General features: G+C 48.6%; 16 protein-coding genes. 11 read left to right on the top strand and 5 right to left on the bottom strand.

Translation table 11 applies throughout. The annotated features are described in order from the left end of the window. The first annotated feature begins 275 nt into the window (after positions 1–275). Positions 276–1,946, top strand: coding sequence for an AMP-binding protein (locus tag C0081_RS07270; RefSeq protein ID WP_101533157.1), 1,671 nt, complete (start codon positions 276–278; stop codon positions 1,944–1,946). Between the two features lie 33 nt (positions 1,947–1,979). On the opposite strand, the gene C0081_RS07275 is transcribed toward C0081_RS07270, so the two are convergent. Further along, positions 1,980–4,250, bottom strand: coding sequence for an EAL domain-containing protein (locus C0081_RS07275; RefSeq protein WP_210200426.1), 2,271 nt, complete (start codon positions 4,248–4,250; stop codon positions 1,980–1,982). A gap of 229 nt (positions 4,251–4,479) precedes the next feature. Continuing rightward, complete coding sequence (locus tag C0081_RS07280; protein ID WP_101533159.1) at positions 4,480–5,511, bottom strand: LacI family DNA-binding transcriptional regulator; 1,032 nt, start codon at positions 5,509–5,511, stop codon at positions 4,480–4,482. A gap of 219 nt (positions 5,512–5,730) precedes the next feature. On the opposite strand from C0081_RS07280, the gene C0081_RS07285 reads away from it, so the two are divergent. The 4 genes from C0081_RS07285 (at position 5,731) to C0081_RS07300 (ending at position 10,144) form a co-directional block, all read left to right on the top strand. After that, positions 5,731–6,945 (top strand): ABC transporter substrate-binding protein, encoded by a 1,215-nt coding sequence (locus tag C0081_RS07285; protein WP_373235851.1) that lies wholly within the window; start codon positions 5,731–5,733, stop codon positions 6,943–6,945. A gap of 191 nt (positions 6,946–7,136) precedes the next feature. After that, on the top strand, positions 7,137–8,012 hold the full coding sequence (locus C0081_RS07290) for a carbohydrate ABC transporter permease (RefSeq protein WP_101533160.1): 876 nt from the start codon (positions 7,137–7,139) through the stop codon (positions 8,010–8,012). Then, on the top strand, positions 8,009–8,890 hold the full coding sequence (locus C0081_RS07295; RefSeq protein WP_101533161.1) for a carbohydrate ABC transporter permease: 882 nt from the start codon (positions 8,009–8,011) through the stop codon (positions 8,888–8,890). The genes C0081_RS07290 and C0081_RS07295 overlap by 4 nt, the downstream gene beginning before the upstream one ends. 141 nt (positions 8,891–9,031) lie before the next feature. Next, positions 9,032–10,144: an ABC transporter ATP-binding protein gene (locus tag C0081_RS07300; RefSeq protein ID WP_101533162.1), complete on the top strand. Its 1,113-nt coding sequence runs from the start codon at positions 9,032–9,034 to the stop codon at positions 10,142–10,144. A 416-nt stretch (positions 10,145–10,560) separates the two neighbouring features. Here C0081_RS07300 and C0081_RS07305 read toward each other — a convergent pair whose 3' ends face one another. Beyond that, a complete protein-coding gene (locus tag C0081_RS07305; RefSeq protein ID WP_210200427.1) occupies positions 10,561–11,226 on the bottom strand; it encodes a GntR family transcriptional regulator in 666 nt (221 codons plus the stop codon). Between the two features lie 127 nt (positions 11,227–11,353). On the opposite strand from C0081_RS07305, the gene dctP reads away from it, so the two are divergent. The 6 genes from dctP to C0081_RS07335 are packed head-to-tail and all read left to right on the top strand — an operon-like array spanning position 11,354 to position 17,494. Further along, positions 11,354–12,340 (top strand): TRAP transporter substrate-binding protein DctP, encoded by a 987-nt coding sequence (gene dctP, locus C0081_RS07310; RefSeq protein WP_101533163.1) that lies wholly within the window; start codon positions 11,354–11,356, stop codon positions 12,338–12,340. 60 nt (positions 12,341–12,400) lie between these two features. Then, complete coding sequence (locus C0081_RS07315; RefSeq protein WP_101533164.1) at positions 12,401–12,943, top strand: TRAP transporter small permease; 543 nt, start codon at positions 12,401–12,403, stop codon at positions 12,941–12,943. 5 nt (positions 12,944–12,948) lie between these two features. Continuing rightward, positions 12,949–14,265 (top strand): TRAP transporter large permease, encoded by a 1,317-nt coding sequence (locus tag C0081_RS07320; RefSeq protein WP_101533165.1) that lies wholly within the window; start codon positions 12,949–12,951, stop codon positions 14,263–14,265. Beyond that, positions 14,262–15,509, top strand: coding sequence for a malonyl-CoA decarboxylase (locus C0081_RS07325; protein ID WP_101533179.1), 1,248 nt, complete (start codon positions 14,262–14,264; stop codon positions 15,507–15,509). Before C0081_RS07320 ends, C0081_RS07325 begins: the two co-directional genes overlap by 4 nt. A gap of 13 nt (positions 15,510–15,522) precedes the next feature. Further along, positions 15,523–17,040, top strand: coding sequence for a malonate--CoA ligase (locus C0081_RS07330; protein WP_101533166.1), 1,518 nt, complete (start codon positions 15,523–15,525; stop codon positions 17,038–17,040). Between the two features lie 46 nt (positions 17,041–17,086). Beyond that, entirely contained in the window at positions 17,087–17,494 is a 408-nt protein-coding gene (locus tag C0081_RS07335) for a universal stress protein (protein WP_101533167.1), read from the top strand. A gap of 2,168 nt (positions 17,495–19,662) precedes the next feature. Here the strand turns inward: C0081_RS07335 and C0081_RS07345 are convergent. Both C0081_RS07345 and C0081_RS07355 read right to left on the bottom strand, forming a co-directional pair. Continuing rightward, positions 19,663–20,004, bottom strand: coding sequence for a DUF2293 domain-containing protein (locus C0081_RS07345; protein WP_101533169.1), 342 nt, complete (start codon positions 20,002–20,004; stop codon positions 19,663–19,665). A 1,385-nt stretch (positions 20,005–21,389) separates the two neighbouring features. Further along, on the bottom strand, positions 21,390–21,864 hold a 475-nt coding region (locus C0081_RS07355), incomplete at its 5' end, for a hypothetical protein (RefSeq protein WP_210200429.1).

The following is a 21,864-nucleotide window of genomic DNA, read 5'->3' on the forward strand; positions in this document are numbered from 1 at the left end:
CGTTGCGCAAGGATTAAGCGCGGACATTAGATCAGGTTACATCGCGCGCTGCGGCGAAGAGAGTTGATAAACATGCAGAACGCATAGAACAGTGCAGCGATCGTAATCCGCCATTAGTTTTCAACGTCAAAATACCAGTGATACGGCGGAACCAGACGGAGCCAAATTCCGGAGTTACGGGCGCACTTTTCAAAAGGACAAAAGGATAGTGTGAGTAATTTATTCGAACACTGAACCAAAAGATCTGTTAGATAAATCGTCCGACAGGAGAGACCATGACGGCGATACTACCCGAACTGAATCCGCAAGGATTTAGAACCATACCGGAAATCTTGGACTATGCTACGGCAACCTATGGTCCTCATACAGCATTTTCTGCTCTAGGGGCAAAATTGTCCTTTCAGGATTTGGACCGCAAAACCGCAGCATTTGCTGCTTATTTGCAGCAGGCTGGATTGATGGCGGGGGATCGTATCGCAATCCAACTTCCCAATCTTCTTCAAAGTCCAATTGCTGTTCTGGGAGCCATTCGTGCCGGCCTTGTCGTGGTCAACACAAACCCGCTCTATACCGCGACCGAGTTAAGGCACCAGCTCATAGATAGCGGTGCCAAGGCGATGGTTGTCATATCCAATGTCGCCCACACGGCAAGCAAAGTTGTGCCGCACACAGATGTTGGACTGGTCATCGTCACCGAAGTGGGCGACATGCATTCCCTGCTTAAGCGCAAACTAATCAATTTCGTATCGAAACGAGTAAAAAAACTTGTTCCGAAATTTCGATTTGCCAATCAGGTAACATTCCGCACCGCGTTGCGCGTAGGCGCTCGAGCACGAGCGGTAAAACACTCTGCCCAAAGTAGCGATACCGCCGTGCTACAATATACAGGCGGCACCACAGGACCAGCCAGAGCTGCAATCCTCAGCCATAGCAATCTTGTGGCTAATATGGCGCAGGTTCGATACCACCTCGCTGAAGCAACGGGCCAACCAGGTGATATCTGGGTGGCGCCTCTACCGCTCTATCATATTTTCGCCTTCACAGCGCATAACCTGGTGTTTCTCAGCCGTGGCTGTCATTCCCTACTTATCCCGAACCCTCGTGACATGAACAGCTTTGCCAAAGCACTCAAAGGCAAGAAGTTCCATGGATTCCTGCAGATAAACACTTTGATGGTTGCTCTGGTGCAAAACAAAGCGTTTAGAAAGCTTGATTTTTCATCTCTTAAGATCACGGTATCAGGAGGCGCTGCCCTGACAATGGATGCAGCCGCCAAATGGCAAGCCTTGACCGGAGGCGTTGTATCTGAGTCTTACGGTATGTCTGAGACCTCTCCTGGAATTACCGGTAATATCATCGGAAAAGAGCAGCTCGGTTCAATTGGAGTTGCATTCCATTCGACCAATATCCGTGTCGTTGATGAACACGGCCATGATGTGCCAGATGGCGAACCTGGCGAATTGTGGGTGCAAGGCCCTCAGGTAATGCAGGGATATTGGAACGCACCTGAGGAAACCCAGAATGTTCTCACCAAAGATGGCTGGCTTAAATCTGGGGACATTGTTGTGCGGGGCAATGACGCGGCCTATCGCATCGTCGACCGCAAAAAAGACATCGTGAATGTCTCAGGGTTCAATGTTGCCCCAAATGAAGTGGAAAATGTCGTCAGCCAAATGTCCGAAATTGCTGAATGTGCGGTAATCGGTATACCCGATGACAAAACGGGAGAAGCCTTATGTCTGTATGTTGTTGGCAAGAATGAAAATGAGGCACCGACAAAAATGGAAATCATCAAGCATTGCCAGCAGCACCTAACCAGCTACAAGCTTCCCAAACAGATACATTACGTTGAGACTTTACCCAAAAATGCCATCGGAAAAGTTTTACGTAGGGAATTGCGGTCAAAGCACAAGTCAGAATGCGACCAAACCCCTCGGCAATCATGAACAAATAGCAGATCGGCTCTCTTTGATATGCTCTTAAACCGCGACTTTGGTGATATCTTGAACTGATCGCGCGTCATGATACTGTGTTTCAAGTGCAGAAATACCGTTTCTCAGCTCAGGAACAGCCCTGTCACCAACCGAGAATGCTTGTGACAAAGTTGGCATCATTTTACTGAGAAACGGGACGAACTGTGCAACGGACAAAGGCTTGCTGAATAAGTAACCCTGATATTGGTCACAACCAATGGAACAAAAGCGATCAAGTTGTTCTTCTGTTTCTATGCCTTCAATAATCAGCTTGAAGTTTAAAGTCTGCCCCAGATCAACGATGCTTTTCACAATATGGTCGTTAATATTATCCTGAGAATAATGGGTGAGAGATTTGTCTATTTTAACGGTATCGAACGGCAATACACGCAGATAGTGCAGGGATGTATGGCCCATACCAAAATCATCAAGCGCAATTTTTACACCCAAACCATGCAATTTAGTCAAAGCACCAATTGCATGGACTTCGGGTAACAGTGCTGTTGATTCTGTGATTTCCAGTTCCAGAAGTTTGGGCGACAGTCCCGTTTTCATTAGGATCTCAAGTACTTTCCTATCAAAATCCGGTTTTAAAAGCTGTTTGGGTGATACATTCACCGAGATGACAAAATCATCCGGTACATAGCCATACCAAGAGGCTCTCTGGCGGCAGGCAACCTCCAAAATTTTGAGACCAATTTCATCAATCAAGCCGGCATCTTCCGCTAGAGCAACCGTTATGGGAGGGGCTATCCGCCCATATTGCTGATGGTTCCAACGCAACAGAGCTTCTGCTCCAAATACCTGCTTGTTTAAAATATTGATTTGAGGTTGGTATTCCAAATATATTTCATCACTATTCTCTTCGAGAGCCATTTCCAAATCATTTGCCAATGCAATTGCGATGCGTCCTTCTTCACCGCGAAGGTTGATATACTGATGTTTTGGCTGACTATTTTCTTGAGACTCGGCTTTATCTAGTAATGATCGGAGCACCTGCTTGCTTCGTTGGAGGGCTACGCGCTCTGACAGTTTGACAAACGGCAAGTAAATTGCGGCCCCTACCATCAAGCTGATAAGCTGCACAATCACACCAGAGAAAGATCCCGTAGAAACATAACCACTGATCAGGGCAGGGGTGGTCCACATCGTATTATAGGACGTATGAGGCATCCAATCGAACACGATCGCGGTATAGCCAATGACGGTCTGCACAATCGGTGTCAGAATAAACGGAATGGCATAAATTGGGTTTAGAACCAGCGGGATACCGAACAACAATGGTTCATTCACATTGCACAATGCAGGAAAAAGGGCAATCAATGCAAATCTGCGGATATTTGTGAATTTACTCACAAAGAGCAGAACCAAAATCAAAGACAGAGTGCCGCCAGATCCTCCCATTCGAACAAAAAAATCGAAAAACTGAGAGCTAAATGTGAAGAGTGGTTCAGCCCCATTTACAACGGCATCAATATTTGCATTCGTTGCAGGAATTAAGATGCTGTCTTGAACACTGTTTAGAAGATTGGGTCCGTGGATACCGAAAAACCACAAAACCTGAGTCAAGAAAACATAGCCTATCGCAAATCCGATGTTATCATTTGCTCCAGCAAAGAGAGAAGACAGCATGCCATCAAAGCTGGCTGCAATATTATCTGACCCAATCGCGTAAAAAACAGCTTTAACGGCCGCGAATAGAAAAATAGTAAGCATTCCAGCTGGCATAATTGCAAAAACATCACCAACAAGCGGATCATGTCCCGAAGCCTTTAAGGGAAGCTGCAAAAATTTTAATTGCGCAAGCTTTAAAAACAGAGACCCACCAGTCGCCGCAACAAGCAAAGCAACCAACAATCCCTCGCTCAGAGAGAGAGCAGACCTGAGCGTTGTATCGTCATTCGGAGCAACAATTATGAAAAAGCATGAAATAACGACCATGGCCGTAATCGTCGGGTTGGCGCGTCTGTGATCGTGCTCTTGAATATACTGATCCGTTAAAACCGTCGAAAATCCAAATAACGCGACTAGCGATGCGATGCCAAACGTTCCTGCGATAAGATTGTCACACATCACATTAAGATGTGGCCCGAAAATATCCGTAAGGAAAGATTGAAGCCAGACGAATGGCGGAAACCGAACAAGGAGCGCCAAGGCTCCAACCATAATAAGGGGTAGTGCTAAGGATAGGCCCCGCTGCACAGCTACGAAAAAAGATCTCTGACTCAATTGCTCTGTAAGATCCACCAATCGCATGCCGTAGTTTACTATAGACATCATTCTATCCTGAGCCGGAACCTATTGGTTTTTATAGTTTTATATCCTTCCTCAATACACGTATAACTTTCATTTCTAGTTAATTTTAGCCATATGTGTCCTCGCTCAATTGTTATCTATGAACGCGCATAATTAAGGACTTGAGTATGGAAAAAACCATAGGCCGATAAAAAGAATAGAGATGGTCTTTTACACCAACCTTCTTGGCGGAAAAGGTCGGGCGTCAAGTTTACTTGAACTTGATTATGGGTTGTTGCAAAGTCTGCAGCGGGCCGGCTTCGGGATTGTTAATTTGGTCGACCAGATGGCTCGCCATCAAGAAACCAGCCTGATGCACATCTTCGTCGATACAATCCAAACCAGGATCACTCAAGCCAAGAACCTTTGAAACCGATTTTGCCACCATATGGTAATCGCTCCCTTGCTTTTTCCCAGCTGAGGTAAAGCCGTTTTGAACGGCGAAATAAGAGATTTCTCCCGGGCAAATCATCCCATCGGGAATCTCGCCACTTTGCGCAAGGGTGCGGGCCCATTCCACCAATTCGTCAGGCTGCGAATCCAGTGAAACTGTTTGCGGGAACAAATAATCCACACCTGTCTCACGCACCGCGCGCATAAAGCCGTACCGCAAATGTTGGTAAAAAGTAAATTTGCTCAAAGGCAGGAGTATACATACTTTTGCGCAGCCTTTTTGGACCAACCGCATGACGGATTGGTATGCAAAATCGTCATTGTCATAATCAACAAAACTATGCTGCTCAGTGAATTCAGTCCGCCCGTGAGTGACAAAAGGAAAGTGCTTTTCTGTCAGGAACCGAACCCGCTCATCCAATGCAGTCGTGCGTGAAAAAATCAGTCCGTCTGCCAGTCCATTTCGAACAATCTGCACAACCGGGCTTTCAATCTCGTCTTGCGTGAAATGAGGAATGATATTGAGGTGATAATTTGTTTCCTGAAGAGCCTTAACAACGCCGGAAATCATGGAGTTACCGAAACTTAGGATCTCATTGTGAGGATCAAGAATAAGGCTGATGACATTGGTTTTCCCGGTTCTCAGACGCAAGGCAGCCCGATCAGGCACATACCCCACCTCTTGCGCAATTTTATTCACCAAAGCGCGCGTGGAATGGGAAATTTTGGGGTCCTGACGCAATGCTTTTGAGACCGTCGTAACCGCAAGTCCAGTGATATCCGCAATCGTCTGTTGGGTGGGTCGAGAACGGCGTGATATCCGGTCAATTGGTATGCGATTTTGTGCCATTTTGCTTGGAGGTCCGGTGAGGTTCTTTGATACCTGAGTATCATAGCCCCAAACGCCGGTCAAACAGGGCAATTGTCTAGATAGCCTTTAGAATGAAAAAATAGTCATTGACAATATTTCCATTTACAACGTTATAATGTTTGCGAGTTCAGACTTTCTACTGGGAGGAAACAGATGAAACTGATGTCTCTATTAAAGTGCTCTATTCTGAGCACTGCTATGGTCGTAATTCCCCTTATTTCTGCACCTGCAATGGCTGACGAAAATGTCGAAGTCATGCATTGGTGGACAGCTGGCGGTGAAGCCGCAGCACTTAATGTTTTGAAAGAAAATCTTGAAAAACAGGGTGTTAACTGGAAAGACATGCCAGTTGCTGGTGGTTCAGGGGTCAGCGCCATGACCGCACTGCGTGCGCGTGTCACCGCAGGAAACCCACCAACCGCCGTCCAGATGATGGGCTTTAACATCAAAGACTGGTCCGCTCAGGATGTCCTCGGCAATCTCAACGATGTTGCTGAAGCCGAAGGTTGGGACAACGTCGTACCACCGGCCCTTCAGGAGTTCTCAAAGCACGATGGCAACTGGATTGCTGCACCGGTCAATGTTCACTCCACAAACTGGGTTTGGATCAGCAAAAAAGCGCTTGATGACGCCGGAGGTAAAGCACCGACAACTTGGGACGAGTTGATTGCAATGCTTGACACCATGAAGGCCAACGGCATTACGCCTCTGGCTCATGGCGGACAGGCTTGGCAAGACGGAACAATCTTTGACTCCGTTGTTCTTTCTCTTGGTGATGATTTCTACAAAGACACTATGATCGACCTTAAGCCCGAAGCATTGGGCGGCGATAAAATGGTTGAAGCGTTTGATCGCATGGCAAAATTGCGCAGCTATGTCGATGACAACTTCTCCGGTCGTGACTGGAACTTGGCCACCGCTATGGTGATCAATGGTGAAGCAGGCATGCAAATCATGGGTGACTGGGCTAAGGGTGAATTCCTACAGTCTAAAAAAGTTCCCGGAGAAGACTTTGTCTGCATCCGTTTCCCTAGCACGCAAGGCGCCGTAACCTTTAACTCCGACCAGTTTGTTATGTTTGATGTTAAAGATGGCCTTGCTGCACAGAAGAAAATGGCTTCTGCTGTAATGGATCCAAATTTCCAGATCGCGTTTAATACGGTAAAAGGCTCCGTTCCTGCCCGTACGGACGTTTCTGACGAGAAATTTGACGATTGCGGCAAAAAAGGCATGGCCGATTTGGCTGATGCTGGCAAAACTGGCCGGTTGTTTGGCTCTATGGCCCATGGCCATGCCGTGCCAGATGGCATCAAAAGTGCCATCTTTGACGTCGTAACAGCCCACTTCAATGGCGAGTTTGACTCAAAAACTGCTGCTGCAGAATTGGTCGACGCGGTCGAATCTGCGAAGTAAGACCGAGCGAACCGATATCAAGATCAAGGGCTGAATTAGCCCTTGATCGTCTCACAACAGGCAAACGCATAGTTTTGTTTTGTTGCTCATTACTGTGAGACTATGGTTCATAGAAACAAGCGCCTCTTTGCCTATACATTTTAGAGTACTTGTCTCGACATAAACACAGAACGCATTTTTGAAAGTTCCTCATGTTGGATCGCATACGTGATTGGGTGCCGCGCATTGTTCTTGCGCCGAGCTTCTTGCTGGTTCTGATCTTCGTTTATGGCTTCATTTTCTATTCCGGTTATCTGTCGATGACCAACTCGAGAATGTTTCCATCCGACGAATGGATTGGATTTGCGAATTATATCAAGCTTTTTAAACTGAGACACTGGAATACCGCACTGGTAAATCTGGGTATCTTCAGCTTCCTTTATATCGCCATCAGTACGATTCTTGGCCTTTTCTTGGCTATTCTTCTGGATCAGAAAATCCGGGGTGAAGGCTTTCTGCGTCCTATATATCTCTACCCGATGGCGCTGTCCTTCATCGTAACCGGCATTGCCTGGAAGTGGTTTCTGGATCCGGGCATCGGAATCGAGGCCACCTTTCACAGCTGGGGCTGGGAAAGCTTTCATTTCAACTGGATCAAAGACAGTAAGATGGCCATCTACACCGTGGTTATTGCCGCCGTATGGCAGTCCTCGGGGTTTGTCATGGCAATGTTTTTGGCAGGCCTGCGCGGCATTGATACCGAAATTATGCGCGCCGCCGAGATGGATGGTGCACCCAAGTCTCTCATCTATCGCAAAATTGTCATCCCTATGATGCGGCCGGTTTTCCTGTCTAGCTTTGTGGTTTTGGCGCATTTGGCTATTAAAGCCTATGATTTGGTCGTCGCGCTGACGGGGGGTGGTCCGGGCAGGGCAACCGAGATGCCAGCCACATTCATGTATTCCTACACATTCACACGCAATCAGATGGGAGTAGGGGCATCATCTGCGATCATCATGATGATCATGATATTCTCAATCATAGTGCCTTATCTGTATAGTGAACTTAAAAGTGGAGACAGAAGATGAACCACACCGTCTCCACGTCCTCAACGCTCGGTGATCGCCTGATCCGTGCCGTCATCTATGCGGCCTTGATCTTGTTCGCCATTTATTACCTGCTGCCGCTCTATGTGATGGTCGTCAACAGCTTCAAACCGCTGGATGAAATCCGCGGCGGCGGCATGATGAACCTGCCCCAAGATTGGACTCTTGCTCCTTGGCTCTCGGCTTGGTCAACAGCCCAAATTGGAGTGGATCCAACGGGGCTAAAACCGTTCTTCTTTAATTCCATACTTATGGTGGTCCCTGCAGTACTGCTATCCACTATGCTTGGTGCCCTGAATGGGTATGTGCTGACCAAATGGTCCTTCAAAGGTGACAAAATCGTCTTTGGTATGTTGCTTCTTGCTTGTTTTATTCCTTTTCAGATTGTGCTCATTCCAATGGCGCGCATTCTGGGATTGTTGGGACTTGCGGGTACAACACCGGGGCTCGTTCTGGTTCACACTGTCTATGGTCTGGGATTTACCACTCTGTTCTTCCGCAACTATTATGAAGCGTTCCCGACTGAGCTGGTACGCGCAGCCCAAATTGATGGTGCAAGTTTCTTCCAGATATTTCGGCGCATTCTTCTGCCCAGCTCCGGCCCGATCTTTGTTGTGACCGTGATTTGGCAATTTACCAATGTCTGGAACGATTTTTTATTCGGCGCCTCTTTTGCGGATTTTGACTCAATCCCCATCACAGTTGCGCTCAATAATCTGGTCAACAGTTCAACCGGCGTCAAAGAATATAACGTGCATTTTGCAGGTTCTATTCTGGCAGCCCTTCCCACCCTTGTCGTCTACATCGTTTCCGGTCGCTACTTTGTGCGCGGACTGATGGCCGGCTCCGTAAAAGGGTAGGCACGTTTAGTGCAAAAAACGAATGTGTCCTAAGGAAGCATTCAGTTGAGCAATTCCGGCAATTCTTGAACCGCGAGAAATGCCGAAAATCATTGAACACGCGAACAAACCGCGCAGCACCGGGTAACCGGGAGGACAAAAATGGCATCCCTTTCGATTGAAAATCTCTACAAATCCTATGGCAATGTTGAAGTGCTCAAGGGCATTGATCTTGAAATCGAAGACGGTGGATTTTTGGTATTGGTCGGTCCGTCCGGTTGCGGCAAATCAACCTTGCTCAATACAATTGCCGGACTGGAAGAAATAACCAGCGGCGATATTATGATTGGCGGAAAATCTGTCGCTGGCTTGCCACCATCCAAGCGTGATATCGCTATGGTTTTCCAGTCCTACGCGCTTTATCCCAACATGACCGTTGCGCAAAATATCAGCTTCGGCATGGAAGTGCGCAAAGTTGAAAAATCCGAGCGCGAGGCTGCGATCAAGCGCGTAGCAGACATGTTGCAGATCGGCGAGTTGTTAAATCGCAAACCAGGGCAATTGTCGGGTGGTCAACGTCAACGCGTAGCCATGGGCCGTGCGCTTGTGCGAGACCCTCAGGTCTTCTTCTTTGATGAGCCTCTGTCAAATCTGGACGCCAAATTGCGCGTTGATATGCGCACCGAAATCAAACGCCTCCATAAGCGGATGGGCACCACCATTGTCTACGTAACCCACGATCAGATCGAAGCTCTGACTCTGGCCAGCAAAATCGCAGTGTTAAAGGATGGCTATCTACAGCAATTTGGTACGCCTGCCGAGGTCTATGACGATCCGATTAACATGTTCGTTGCCGACTTTATGGGGTCTCCATCGATGAACTTGGTTCCGGCTGTTGTTAAGGTAGACGGCGAGGCAACATCAGTGACACTCAAAGAAGCAGGCGGGATAGAATTTGATCTTCCGGTTCACAACGTCCAAGGCCTGTCCGCATATGCCGGCAAAACCATTGTCCTTGGAATTCGACCAGAAGCACTGACTGATCCTCATGGGGCAGATAGAACATCTGACCAGATCGTCGAGCGCCAATGCATGGTCGATGTTGTCGAGCCAGCGGGTTCAGACACATTTTCTATTTTGCATTTGGGGGGCAAACAGACCATTGCACGCATGCGTGCCAACGCACAAGTGACCGCGGGGGAAACCACAACTTTTGCGTTTGATATGGCAAAGGCTGTCTTTTTTGACCAAGAGACAACACTACGTATCCGTTAAGCAAGGCCTAGACACCACGCCACCAGTTTCGGTTCTCCTTCCCAATTTTGGTGGTTGTGTGTTCAACTTGGACGAGATAACCCATCTGCTAGTGACACCCTAAACAAACCATAGGGTGTCACTGGCTATTTGAAAAACTTCGATAGGGATTAGGAATAACTAGTCTATCCTGCCGCCATGAGAATTGAACATCTGGTGGCACCGGGCATGTGATTTTTGCGGTGGTCTCAATATTTTGGTATCAGCGCCAGACGCCCCGTAATTGTAACTGAAGACATTCTGTTGCAACTTGCATCAACACACGCAGGGATTAGAGAATGTTGGATTGCAAAGTATAGCGCCCACTCGCAAGTTAAGCTTTGAAACCCCTTTGGGGATCATTCATTCTTTTAAGTTAAACAGAGACTGGAGCAGATCTATTCTGCTGCATTTTTTAGATTAGACATTAGGCTGTGAAACTTTTCGCCCTGAATAGCCACATGCACACGAAGCGCGTTAGCAGATGCTTCTGGATCACCCTTCTTCAGCGCCTCAAGGACTGCTTCATGTTCTGCTAGGGATTGAGCCATACGTCCACGCAATCGCAGCTGCTGGCGTCTGAATGGCTTTAAGCGCTTGTGCAACATTTCCACTTCCGAGGCCAAAAAGCTGTTGCCGGACTGTTGATAGATGGTTTTGTGGAATTGTTCATTCTCGATGTAGTAGGTGTCTGGATCCTGCCGTTCAACGGCTGCCTGACATTTCTGGTTGGACGCTTGAAGATCATCAAGGGCCTGATCCGAAATACGCAAAGCCGCCAAACGTCCGCAAACGGCTTCCATTTCAGCCATGACTTCAAACATTTCAATGAGCTCGATAGGGCCGGGTTGGCGCACAAAGGCGCCTCGGCGCGGAATCAACTCGATCAAATTTGAAAGAGCAAGCCTTTGTAAGGCTTCTCTGAATGGCGTCCTGGAAACACCAAATTGTTCCGCGAGCCGCACTTCATCCAACCGTTCGCCATTTGAAAAGCTCCCGTCGAAGATCATTTCTTCAAGCTGCTCGGCAATGGTGTCTGCGCGGCGTTTTTCAATATTCTTCATTTATCTTCTCTTAAAAATAAAATTCAACAAAGCAATTATTGTATACAAGAATTTGACTAAAAAAACAATGTGTGTTTATCCTGATGCTGCCCCGGAGCAATCGGGGTGGATTCATTGGGAGGAAAACATGAAATCCATGCTCAAAACAGCAGGAGCCGCGCTGGCGCTTATATCCGTCAGCTCCGTGACCTATGCGACCGAATTGCGTCTTTCGCATCAATGGTCCAACAAAGACATTCGGCATCAAGTGGCGCAAATAGTGGCCGATGGTGTTGCTGCAGCCGATGTTGATTTGGAAATCAAGATTTTTGGCTCTAAGTCACTCTTCAAGCCTCGCGAGCAATATAAGCCATTGAGCCGTGGCCTGTTGGACATGACTGTGCTGCCTCTGAGCTATGCCGGAGGACAGCAGCCAGCCTATAATCTGACTTTGATGCCCGGTTTGGTGAAAAATCACGATCACGCAGCCCGTCTAAGTGCTTCGCCATTTATGAAGGCGCTGGAAGAGAAAATGGCCGCTGACGATGTGAAGGTTCTGGTGCACGGCTATCTGGCTGGCGGTTTTGCGGGCAAAGACAAATGCATCACCAAGCCTGAGCATGTGAAAGGCCTTCAGACCCGCGCTGCGGGCAAGTCATTTGAACAAATGCTGGCCGGAGCAGGCGCATCGATTGCCTCAATGGCGTCATCCGAAATCTACAATGCAATGCAGACTGGCGTGCTTCAGGCGGCTAATACGTCGTCTTCATCCTTTGTATCCTACCGGATTTATGAGCAGGTCAAATGCTACACACCAGCAGGTGACGTGGCGCTGTGGTTCATGTATCAGCCGCTGCTCATCAATAAAACAACCTTTGAAAAGCTGACCGAACCTCAGCAAGCCGCGTTGTTGGCAGCATCCAAAAAAGCAGAAGCCTTCTATCTGGCAGAAGCCAAAAAACAAGATGCGGCGTCTGCAAAAGTATTTAGCGATGCGGGCGTAGAAATTGCTGAAATGAGCGCTGAAGATTTTGATCAGTGGCGCGCCTTGGCTCAAGAGACTTCCCTTAAGGCGTTTGTCGAAGAAGTGCCCGATGGACAAAAGCTTCTTGATCTGGCTTTGGCCGTCGAGTGATCATTCTTGGGGTGGCAGGCTGCCATCCCAACCCACCTTATCTAAAATTGGGAAGCGACTATGGCCGGACACAGCTCATCCGCAATTGCGCATACCGGGAGCAATCCCTTCCTCAAGGTCGTAGCGGGCCTGTCTACATTGGCTGGTTGGTGTTCAGCGGGCATGATTGTGTCTGCCGTGGCCATTACTTGCCAGATGATCATCGTACGCTTCGTTCTGAACGGATCCACTGTTTGGCAAACCGAGGCTGTTATTTATCTCGTCATCGCAGCAACCCTTATCGGGCTGCCCTATGTGCAGCTGTTGCGGGGGCATGTGAATGTGGATCTAATTCCAATATCCATGGCTCCGCGTCCGCGCTTTTTCATGGCAATTCTGACGTCCATTTTGTCAATCGCCATCATTTCGGTGATGCTGTTCTACGGCACTGAATATTGGCATCTCACATGGGAACGTGGCTGGAAATCAGACACGGTTTGGGGGGTGCGACTGTGGATTCCCTATTTGGCAATCCCGATCGGATTTGGCCTCTTTCTGCTGCAACTTATTGCCGATCTCGTCGGAGTATTACTCGGCGTCGATAAACCTTTCGGTCTGGAGTAACGTCGATGGATCCTCTTCTTCTGGGTGGTATCGTGGCTATTGCGACGATCCTTATTCTCTTCTCTGGCGTGTCAGTGGCCGTCGGTTTATTGATCGTGTCTGCCGGGTTTCTGCTCGTCTTTGATGGCGCTCGGTCTTTGGAGCTGCTGCCGGAGCTGTTATTTGGCAAACTCGATAATTTTGCCCTTTTGTCGATCCCGATGTTTATCATAATGGGGTCTTCAATCGCATCGACCCGAGCAGGGGCCGACCTGTATGAGGCACTTGAGCGCTGGTTGACCCGCGTCCCTGGTGGCCTTGTGATTTCCAACCTTGGTGCCTGCGCTTTGTTCGCTGCCATGTCAGGCTCTTCGCCTGCCACCTGTGCCGCCATCGGCAAGATGGGCATTCCTGAAATGCGCAAGCGCGGCTATCCTGATGGTGTTGCCGCAGGCTCAATTGCAGCCGGTGGCACGCTGGGTATTTTGATCCCGCCATCGGTGACCATGATTGTCTATGGCATCGCCACAGAAACCTCGATTGGCCGTCTCTTCCTGGCTGGTGTCGTCCCCGGTTTGATGCTGGTGGTCTTGTTTATGGCATGGTCACTTTATTCAACTTGGAAATCCGGCGACACGGAACGCTTGAGCGCAGGCAGCTATACGTGGAGCGAACGGTTTGAGATTTTGCCCCGTGTTTTGCCCTTTTTGGCCATCATTCTTGGGGTGCTCTATGCGATGTATGGTGGTATCGCGACCCCGTCCGAGACCGCTGCAGTCGGCGCATTGCTGTGCTTGCTAATTGCCATGGTCATCTACAAGCTCTGGAACCCGCGCGATCTCTGGGTTGTGCTGCGGGACAGCACCAAGGAGTCGGTGATGATCCTGTTCATCATCGCAGCGGCCGGCGTGTTCTCCTATATGCTCAGCTCCTTGTTTATCACCCAATCGATTGCGGAATGGATTGGAACGTTGGACGTCAATCGCTGGATTTTGATGGGTGTCGTCAATGTCTTTTTGCTGATTGCTGGTTTCTTCCTGCCGCCGGTTGCTGTGATCCTGATGGCGGCTCCTATATTACTGCCCATCATTGACGCTGCCGGTTTTGACCCGATTTGGTTTGCTGTTGTGCTGACCATCAATATGGAAATCGGCCTTATCTCTCCGCCGGTTGGTCTTAACTTGTATGTGATCAATGGCATAGCGCCCGACATCTCGTTGAAAACCATCCTGACCGGTTCGCTTCCCTTCGTCGCTTGCATGGTTCTGGCAATCATTCTGCTGTGTGTCTTTCCGGGCATTGCAACATGGTTGCCCAATGCTGTTATGGGGGCTGCGCTGTGACCCTTCTGGCTGATCTGCTATCGACCGTTTTCGAGCGGCGCTACCGGCAACCTGCCCGTAAAGGGCAGGACAACCGGCCAATTGAAGAACTCGCCTGCGATCTGGTAGGGTCTGCCGGAGAAACCTCGGGGCTTGCTTTGGCTGCGGACATTCTGTCGGGCTTTGAAAATCTGAGCGACGACAAAAAACTGGTTTTCTTCCAGTATCTTGCCACCGCAATGAATATCGACCCGGAAAGCGTGCGTAATACGCTGGATGATTATGAACGCAATCCGTCAAAATCATCCTATCGTGCTTTCCTGACGGCTGCAGAACCGCGTCGGCAGGAGCTTATCCGGCGGCTTAATCGGGTGCCAAGGGCAACCGGAGCGCTTGTTCGGATGCGGGCAGACCTGTTGCGCATGGTGAAAACCGACTCAGAGCTAGCAGCTCTCGATCTTGATTTCAGACATTTGTTTGCGTCTTGGTTCAACCGTGGTTTTTTGGTTTTACGTCCAATTAACTGGGAAAGCCCAGCGCATATATTGGAAAAAATCATCGCCTACGAGTCCGTGCACGCGATTGACAGCTGGGACGATCTGCGCCGCAGATTACAACCCACAGATCGTCGTTGTTTCGCATTTTTTCATCCCTCTATGCCGGATGAGCCGCTGATCTTTGTGGAAGTGGCATTGACCAAGGGCATTCCAAGCTCAATTCAGACGCTACTTGCCGAAGACCGAACCGCTACGCCAGAGGATGAAGCGGACACCGCCGTGTTCTATTCGATCTCGAACTGTCAGGCAGGCCTTGCAAGCATTTCCTTTGGCAATTCCCTCATAAAACAGGTCGCATCTGATCTGTCGGCGGAACTGTCAGGCCTGAAGACCTTTGTCACCCTGTCACCGATCCCCACGCTGACGCGCTGGTTGCAGGCAAATGATGCGGCTTCAGACATCAACAATCCAGATGAGAGCAAGGCCGTAGCAGCCCACTATCTGTTGAATGCCAAAGGCCACGCAGGCTTACCCTATGATCCGGTGGCACGCTTCCATCTGGGCAATGGCGCTATCGTGCACGCTGTCCATGCTGATGCGGATGTTTCGAACAAGGGCAGGGAGCAGTCTAACGGTACAATGGTCAACTATCTCTATGACCTGCCCAAAGTCGCGCAGAATCATGAAAAATTTGCAACTACGAAAGAGGTCGCAGCATCGGCCGAGGTTCGGGCTCTAGCCAATTCCTCGCCTGTGTCGCAGCCGTAAGAAAGGCACTCCCATGGCAAATCCACTTTACGACGGACTCTTTGGTGCTCATGCCGGTAAGGCGACCCCATTTCTGCATCTTTTAGATGGCAGAACGATCACGCATCAGGACTTTCTTGCCACAACCGCCCAGATCGCCAATGTGATGACACAGATCGGGATGAAGCCCGGCGATCGTGTGGCCGCGCAGGTTGAAAAATCTGCCGAGGCTCTCGCACTGTATGCCGCTTGCGCGCAAGCGGGTTTGGTCTTCTTGCCGCTCAACACGGCTTACACTGTCGATGAGCTGTCCTACTTCATAAAAGACAGTGGCGCTTCTTTGATCGTTTGCGATGAACGCAGCGAGACCAAACTAATCCCTGTCGGCAGCGCACTCGGGGCCAGGATTGAAACCTTGAATGCCGACGGCAGCGGCCATTTGATGGCACAGGCAGCGATCATGCCTGCTGTCTTCTCTACTGTAGATCGCGATGAAGACGATCTCGCAGCATTCCTTTATACGTCAGGTACGACGGGGCGTTCAAAAGGCGCGATGTTGAGCCAAGCCAATCTGCTGTCAAATGCTTTTACATTGGCAAAAGAATGGCGTTTTACGGCAAATGACGTGCTACTGCACGCTTTGCCAATATTTCATACTCACGGCCTTTTTGTTGCCAGCAATGTAACGCTTGCTGCCGGTGGCAGCATGATCTTTATGCCAAAATTCGACAGTGAAAAGGTGATTGAGATATTGCCAAAGGCAACGGTGATGATGGGTGTACCAACATTCTATACCCGCCTGCTGAGCGAAGCGGGTTTCACCAAAGCACTCACGTCGCACATGCGCCTGTTCGTCTCGGGGTCTGCACCGTTGCTGGCCGAGACCCATGTGCAATTCGAGGAGCGTACCGGCCATCGAATTCTCGAACGCTACGGCATGACCGAAACCAATATGAACACGTCAAACCCATATGAGGGGGAACGGCGGGCCGGGACTGTTGGCTTCCCACTCCCCGGAGTGGATTTGAAAATTACCAATCCGGATAATGGAGAAACCCTTGCCGACGGAGAAATCGGTCAGATCGAGGTGCGCGGCCCCAATGTGTTCAAGGGCTATTGGCAAATGCCGGAAAAGACCGCCGCCGAATTGCGCGAAGATGGCTTTTTCATTACCGGTGATTTGGGCAAAATCGACAGCGACGGCTATGTCCATATCGTTGGACGAAATAAAGACCTGATCATCTCCGGCGGCTATAACATCTATCCCAAAGAGATAGAGTTGGTTCTGGACGAACAGCCCGGAGTTATGGAAACGGCAGTTATCGGAGTTCCGCATCCTGATTTTGGTGAGACCGTTCTGGGCATTATCATTCCCCAAGCAGGTCAGTCACCGGACCTTGAAAGCATGATGGAAGCGATCAAAACATCACTTGCGCGCTTCAAACATCCTCGCAAGCTAATCATCATGGACGAGCTTCCGCGCAATACGATGGGAAAAGTCCAAAAGAACATCTTACGAGACCAATATAAGACAACATTCACGCAAGCCTGAAACAGAATCCTTTAAATGCGCGTCAGCACATCTCGGAGATGCCACGATGTATAAAAATATTCTTGTCCCCGTTTCTTTTGAAGCCGGCCGCGATGCTCACCGGGCAATGGACATTGCAAATGCTTTGCGCGCAGATGACGGAACAATCACGATTCTGCATGTCCTTGAGCATCTGCCACAATATGCCAGCAGTTTGTTACCGGCAGATCATTTGGAAACGGCTCGCAAAACCATAACTGAAAAGCTGACCCCACTGGCAGATGGCATTGCACACGTCGAGGTTTTGGTAGTTGAAGGGCATTCGGGTCGAACCATCCTTGACCATACAGTAGAGCATGCGTGCGATTGCATCGTCATTACAAGCCATCGTCCGGGGATGCAGGACTATTTCCTTGGCTCCACCGCAGCACGGGTGGTTCGTCACGCATCATGTGCTGTGCATGTCGTGAGATGATCTTGGGCTGTTTGATGCCCGCTTTCCTCCTTAGATCCGGATAGAGTTCCGGATCTAAGGGTAGGGCGTGCTTATGCCTGTAGGCGATGTGAGCAACCCTGTTTGAACCATTTCCTATGATCAGGCGCGAGCGCTGATTGGAAGAATGTTTCAGCGCTTTATGTTCAGCAGCACTTTTTATTCAGATGAAACTGCGCTGAATGTTCTATGAAGCCAAAGTGTTGACGTCAGCACCGATAAGACAAACATCAAGCATGGAACGCATCTCAATGCAGAGCTATGTGTCACGCGCTCACCATAGATAATGAAAGTCACCCTAGCTGGCAGAGTGTCCGCTTATCTTGGGGTTGCATTAGCTCTTGCCTCCGTATGGCTAAATTGAGATTCTCGATCATCAATGATTTTCGTGCATCCAATTGAAGCGCAGATCAAGGGCTGCACTTCCTTGGGAATTGATTTGTCATAATCGAGAACGCAGCATCCATATAGCCAACTTTCAATCGCAACAATCCATGTATCTCAACGAAAATAGTATTTCCATACAAAAAGGGTCTTTGAAATTAATCAAAGACCCTTAATTGGCTCCCCAGGCCGGACTCGAATGAGAAAGCAAAATGGCTATTTTCTGCCGTCTCTTTTAAAAAAAAAGTAGTCAAAACCTATTGCATTCCTATTGCAATTATTTTTATGCACAATTTGGTTTGGCTCCTAAATTGAGAGCCATAATACGCCACAGCGCGACCAGTTTTACTAGTGGTTGTAGTTTGCTTTGTAGGTAAACTGAAAACAAAAATGCAACAATGCGCAGTTCATAAACTTAAAGGGTTGAAAACGTTGGCAATAATAGAAAAAAATGGAAATCAGCTCGCCAACTTTTAGTTCCACCACTTGGTCTAAACCCTCCACCTACCAGACGGGCAGAGAAAGCCAAATCTGCGCCAGAGGCGCTCTATTAAGAAAGAACAATTTCAACTGTTTCTGTTGATCCCACCAGCTTCAGCTGGTGGTGGTTTAGTTGCCTGAACGGCCTGACCGACGAAAGAATTTTTATAAATTAATCGTCGGAAAAGTAGCTTTATCTTCAAATTGATTAGGCCGTCTTATCTTCTTCAACTAAACGCCGTCTGATTTCGTCATTTACTACATTTAAGACAATTAGATAGTCCTTGCCANATGTGACCGGCATTGGCTGCAGGTTCCCAACCCAGATTAAGGATGGCGCTCTTTCGGGTGCCGGTATAGACCGCAACAAGAATGAATTTGGCAATATGGCGCGTTTCAGGGGCCTGGCGCGCTACCTTTAAAAGCTTGGCCACCTCGTGTCTGGTCAGCCATCGATCACGGGGTGCAGGTTTATTGGGCAACTCAACCCTGGGCGCAGTGACCAGATATTCTTCTTCGACACAATAATTCAAAGCAGCTCGTAAGACACNTTAGTTGCCTGAACGGCCTGACCGACGAAAGAATTTTTATAAATTAATCGTCGGAAAAGTAGCTTTATCTTCAAATTGATTAGGCCGTCTTATCTTCTTCAACTAAACGCCGTCTGATTTCGTCATTTACTACATTTAAGACAATTAGATAGTCCTTGCCACGCAGCTTAACAGCAGGGTTCAGTCGCACCTTGCGGCACTCCAGATCTTCTGTTGACAATGATTTATTCTGCGGCATGGTTCAGAGCTATGTGTAAGATTTATAGATATATTTCATCTCTTCGCAAGGCCGTCAGGCAGTCCTTTGACCAAGCTCGTTAGGGAAATAGAAATTTTTTCTCGACAAAAAAATTCTGAACCTATTTTTCTGTAAGAAAGAGCATAAAAAATGCGATGGCCAACCAGTAAAAGCACACGCAACCCCCAAAAAATCTATGCGGATTAGGAGTTGTGGCGCTGTTTCATTAGCTTAAATTTGGATATTCCCATTCATATGATTGTTTTTCATTGCTCCCCATAGAGTAAATTGTTTTTGTAATACTGCGGGCAATATGGAAAGCACAAAATTATTTGTTATTACATTTCCCATGAAATGAATGAGACGGGGGAAGGGGGGGCCGCCAGTGGAAATCGACTTTAGATGGGCAAGGCAGTCACTTATCCTCGCAAGAGGACACAACACTCAACTTTTCACTATTTTAAAACCAGCCCTGAGATCATTCCTTGCTGTGATGCTTACGGCTCTGGTTTGCAGCTGTCTGCTCCAGTATGCCAATAGTCGAACCAATCTTGCACTTCGTGTTTCACTATAATTCTCGCTTCATCACGAGTGATGCCGCTCTTGCCAATGATCTGGTCATAGTCGGTCATCTGATGTCGTATGTAATTATGAACGACAATGGAAACCGCTTTGGTCATTGAGGTCTTTTTATCCCAATCGCGCATCAGGACTTTTTCAAGAATTGGTTGGCTGTGCTCTTGTGGGCAATGAGGGAAGTGCCGAATAAGGGCGTCTTCAATTTGCTGGCGATGAAAGTGTTTGATTTGGTTCTTGCGTTCCGGGTTTTGATGGGCCATTTTCTTCAATTCTCGAGGTTCAAATAATTGAAAAACCCCGCCATTTATAAAAGGGCGAGGCTAATTTTGTTGATAAGAAGTAATTACATTGCACGTGAAATGAATTATCAGAAAGTTTCATGTGCCTTGTTTAAGCCGCAGGCAATAATCTATTTGCTCTTCGGTAAATGCCTTCGCCGATGTGTCTCCAAATGAAGAGGCTGACATGCCTGACACGCTCAATGCTCGTGTGCACATAAGTATCTGGACGCATATGGTCCTAGGTTTTTAGGTTGGACGGAACCTCGAACATTGCGGGTTTTCCAACAATGATGGACTTGGCCTCAGGTCACCGGCCTNCGCGCTTATCAGCATATTTTCGGCAGGTCTTCTTCTTGATGTCTGAGACCGCTTTGTCACCCCAATAGGGCATCAGAGCTTCAATGGCGTAACCAATGCGGGCTGGATCTGCAGTGGTAGGAGCATGTTCAGAGGCATAGACTGAGAGGACATCGGCTATCGCCATGTCGGCTTGCAACGCCTCAACTGGAGGCTCCCACTTCGCATCGATATAGTCTTTTAGGAACTTTTCAGCTTCCTGGCTGCACGCAGGGCCGAAGCCTGTGCTCGTCTCGATTCCTTGGTCGAGGATGACATAGACCGGCTGGCGGCCTTTTCTTTTGCGTAAGAAGAGGCGCGCGGGCTTGGTTGAACGCGGCATTTTTCAAACATGTCCTTTATATTGTCATGAGTTGTATAGTCCACGCCGCCGACCCGATAGCACACCAGGTTGCCCTTATCGCGCTCATTGCGAAGGGTTTGTGCCTTCCTGCCAATCAACTTTGCAGCTGCGGCAAGAGGGATATATTGCAGCGATGGGTTGCTATGCTCATTCATCAAGGTGGCTCATAAAACTTGGGTGCCTGGACCTGCGGGGGTACCCCGCCGAAACGCTTGATGAGAAAGTAGGTTTTCTTTTTCGAAACCAAAAACACTGTTAAAAATTTATGAAGACGACCTGCATCGTGGGTCTGATGAGGTGTGATCTAAAGCCATACACACTAGGGACATGCGCCTTTGGCTTAGAACCACACGATCAACGGCTTGATTGGAGGCCATCAACGTTTTTTAGGTTTTGGTTGAGATGTTTTGCCTGACCGGACCACATATTGAAGAGCCTGACACGCTCAATGCTTGTGAGCACATAAATATCTGGGCGCATATTTTCCTAGATTCCTATGTTCCTAGTTACATAGGTACCTAGGTTTATAGGTTGGATGAAGCCTCAAACATTGCCGGTTTTCCAACAATGGTGGACTTGGCCTCAGGTCACCGGCCTTGCCTGCGATATCATCACGATGCCACAGGCAAGACGCTTGGCCTTTATGTTCGCTGAGCGGATGAGGTCAGATGTGATTGCGGCGAAGTGCTTGTATTTGAACTTCCGCGCCGACAAGATCGGCAACACGCTGCGCCATGTTGTTTGCATTGTGTAGTTGGTTTATGGCGCGATCACGGGTTTCCATGTCTTCTGCTGCTACCTCAATTTCGGGGAGGTGTATAAGCAATATCATTGCGGTCCTGCGGAACTCATCGCTGAGCAACTGGTTGGCTTCAAGCTGATGGTCGAGATCATCGATCTGTTGATCAAGCTCACTGGGTCCACAATGCGGTAGTGTGTAGATGGCGTCGATCGCATCGCGCCCAGCCGCTAAGGCATCAGCTAACGTTTCTGTTATGCGCTCCATTTCGGATGGCTCTTTCTGGACAAAATGCACCATGCGATAGGTGTTGTTGTGGGGATATGAATTTGGCAAGGGAAGCATTTGATTTTCCTTTTGTATGACTTTGACTCTGGATGAGGGGCTGTCCGGCCCACAT

Source organism: Cohaesibacter celericrescens (genome assembly GCF_002866925.1).
Classification (GTDB): domain Bacteria; phylum Pseudomonadota; class Alphaproteobacteria; order Rhizobiales; family Cohaesibacteraceae; genus Cohaesibacter; species Cohaesibacter celericrescens.

Excerpts from the sequence above, each read along its gene's own strand:
- C0081_RS07315 (WP_101533164.1), top strand. The coding sequence starts at position 12,401 with ATGGCCGGACACAGCTCATCCGCAATTGCGCATACCGGGAGCAATCCC.
- C0081_RS07280 (WP_101533159.1), bottom strand. The coding sequence starts at position 5,511 with ATGGCACAAAATCGCATACCAATTGACCGGATATCACGCCGTTCTCGA.
- C0081_RS07290 (WP_101533160.1), top strand. The coding sequence starts at position 7,137 with ATGTTGGATCGCATACGTGATTGGGTGCCGCGCATTGTTCTTGCGCCG.
- C0081_RS07335 (WP_101533167.1), top strand. The coding sequence starts at position 17,087 with ATGTATAAAAATATTCTTGTCCCCGTTTCTTTTGAAGCCGGCCGCGAT.
- C0081_RS07305 (WP_210200427.1), bottom strand. The coding sequence starts at position 11,226 with ATGAAGAATATTGAAAAACGCCGCGCAGACACCATTGCCGAGCAGCTT.
- dctP (WP_101533163.1), top strand. The coding sequence starts at position 11,354 with ATGAAATCCATGCTCAAAACAGCAGGAGCCGCGCTGGCGCTTATATCC.
- C0081_RS07270 (WP_101533157.1), top strand. The coding sequence starts at position 276 with ATGACGGCGATACTACCCGAACTGAATCCGCAAGGATTTAGAACCATA.
- C0081_RS07330 (WP_101533166.1), top strand. The coding sequence starts at position 15,523 with ATGGCAAATCCACTTTACGACGGACTCTTTGGTGCTCATGCCGGTAAG.
- C0081_RS07285 (WP_373235851.1), top strand. The coding sequence starts at position 5,731 with ATGGTCGTAATTCCCCTTATTTCTGCACCTGCAATGGCTGACGAAAAT.
- C0081_RS07320 (WP_101533165.1), top strand. The coding sequence starts at position 12,949 with ATGGATCCTCTTCTTCTGGGTGGTATCGTGGCTATTGCGACGATCCTT.
- C0081_RS07275 (WP_210200426.1), bottom strand. The coding sequence starts at position 4,250 with ATGTCTATAGTAAACTACGGCATGCGATTGGTGGATCTTACAGAGCAA.
- C0081_RS07295 (WP_101533161.1), top strand. The coding sequence starts at position 8,009 with ATGAACCACACCGTCTCCACGTCCTCAACGCTCGGTGATCGCCTGATC.
- C0081_RS07300 (WP_101533162.1), top strand. The coding sequence starts at position 9,032 with ATGGCATCCCTTTCGATTGAAAATCTCTACAAATCCTATGGCAATGTT.
- C0081_RS07345 (WP_101533169.1), bottom strand. The coding sequence starts at position 20,004 with ATGGCCCATCAAAACCCGGAACGCAAGAACCAAATCAAACACTTTCAT.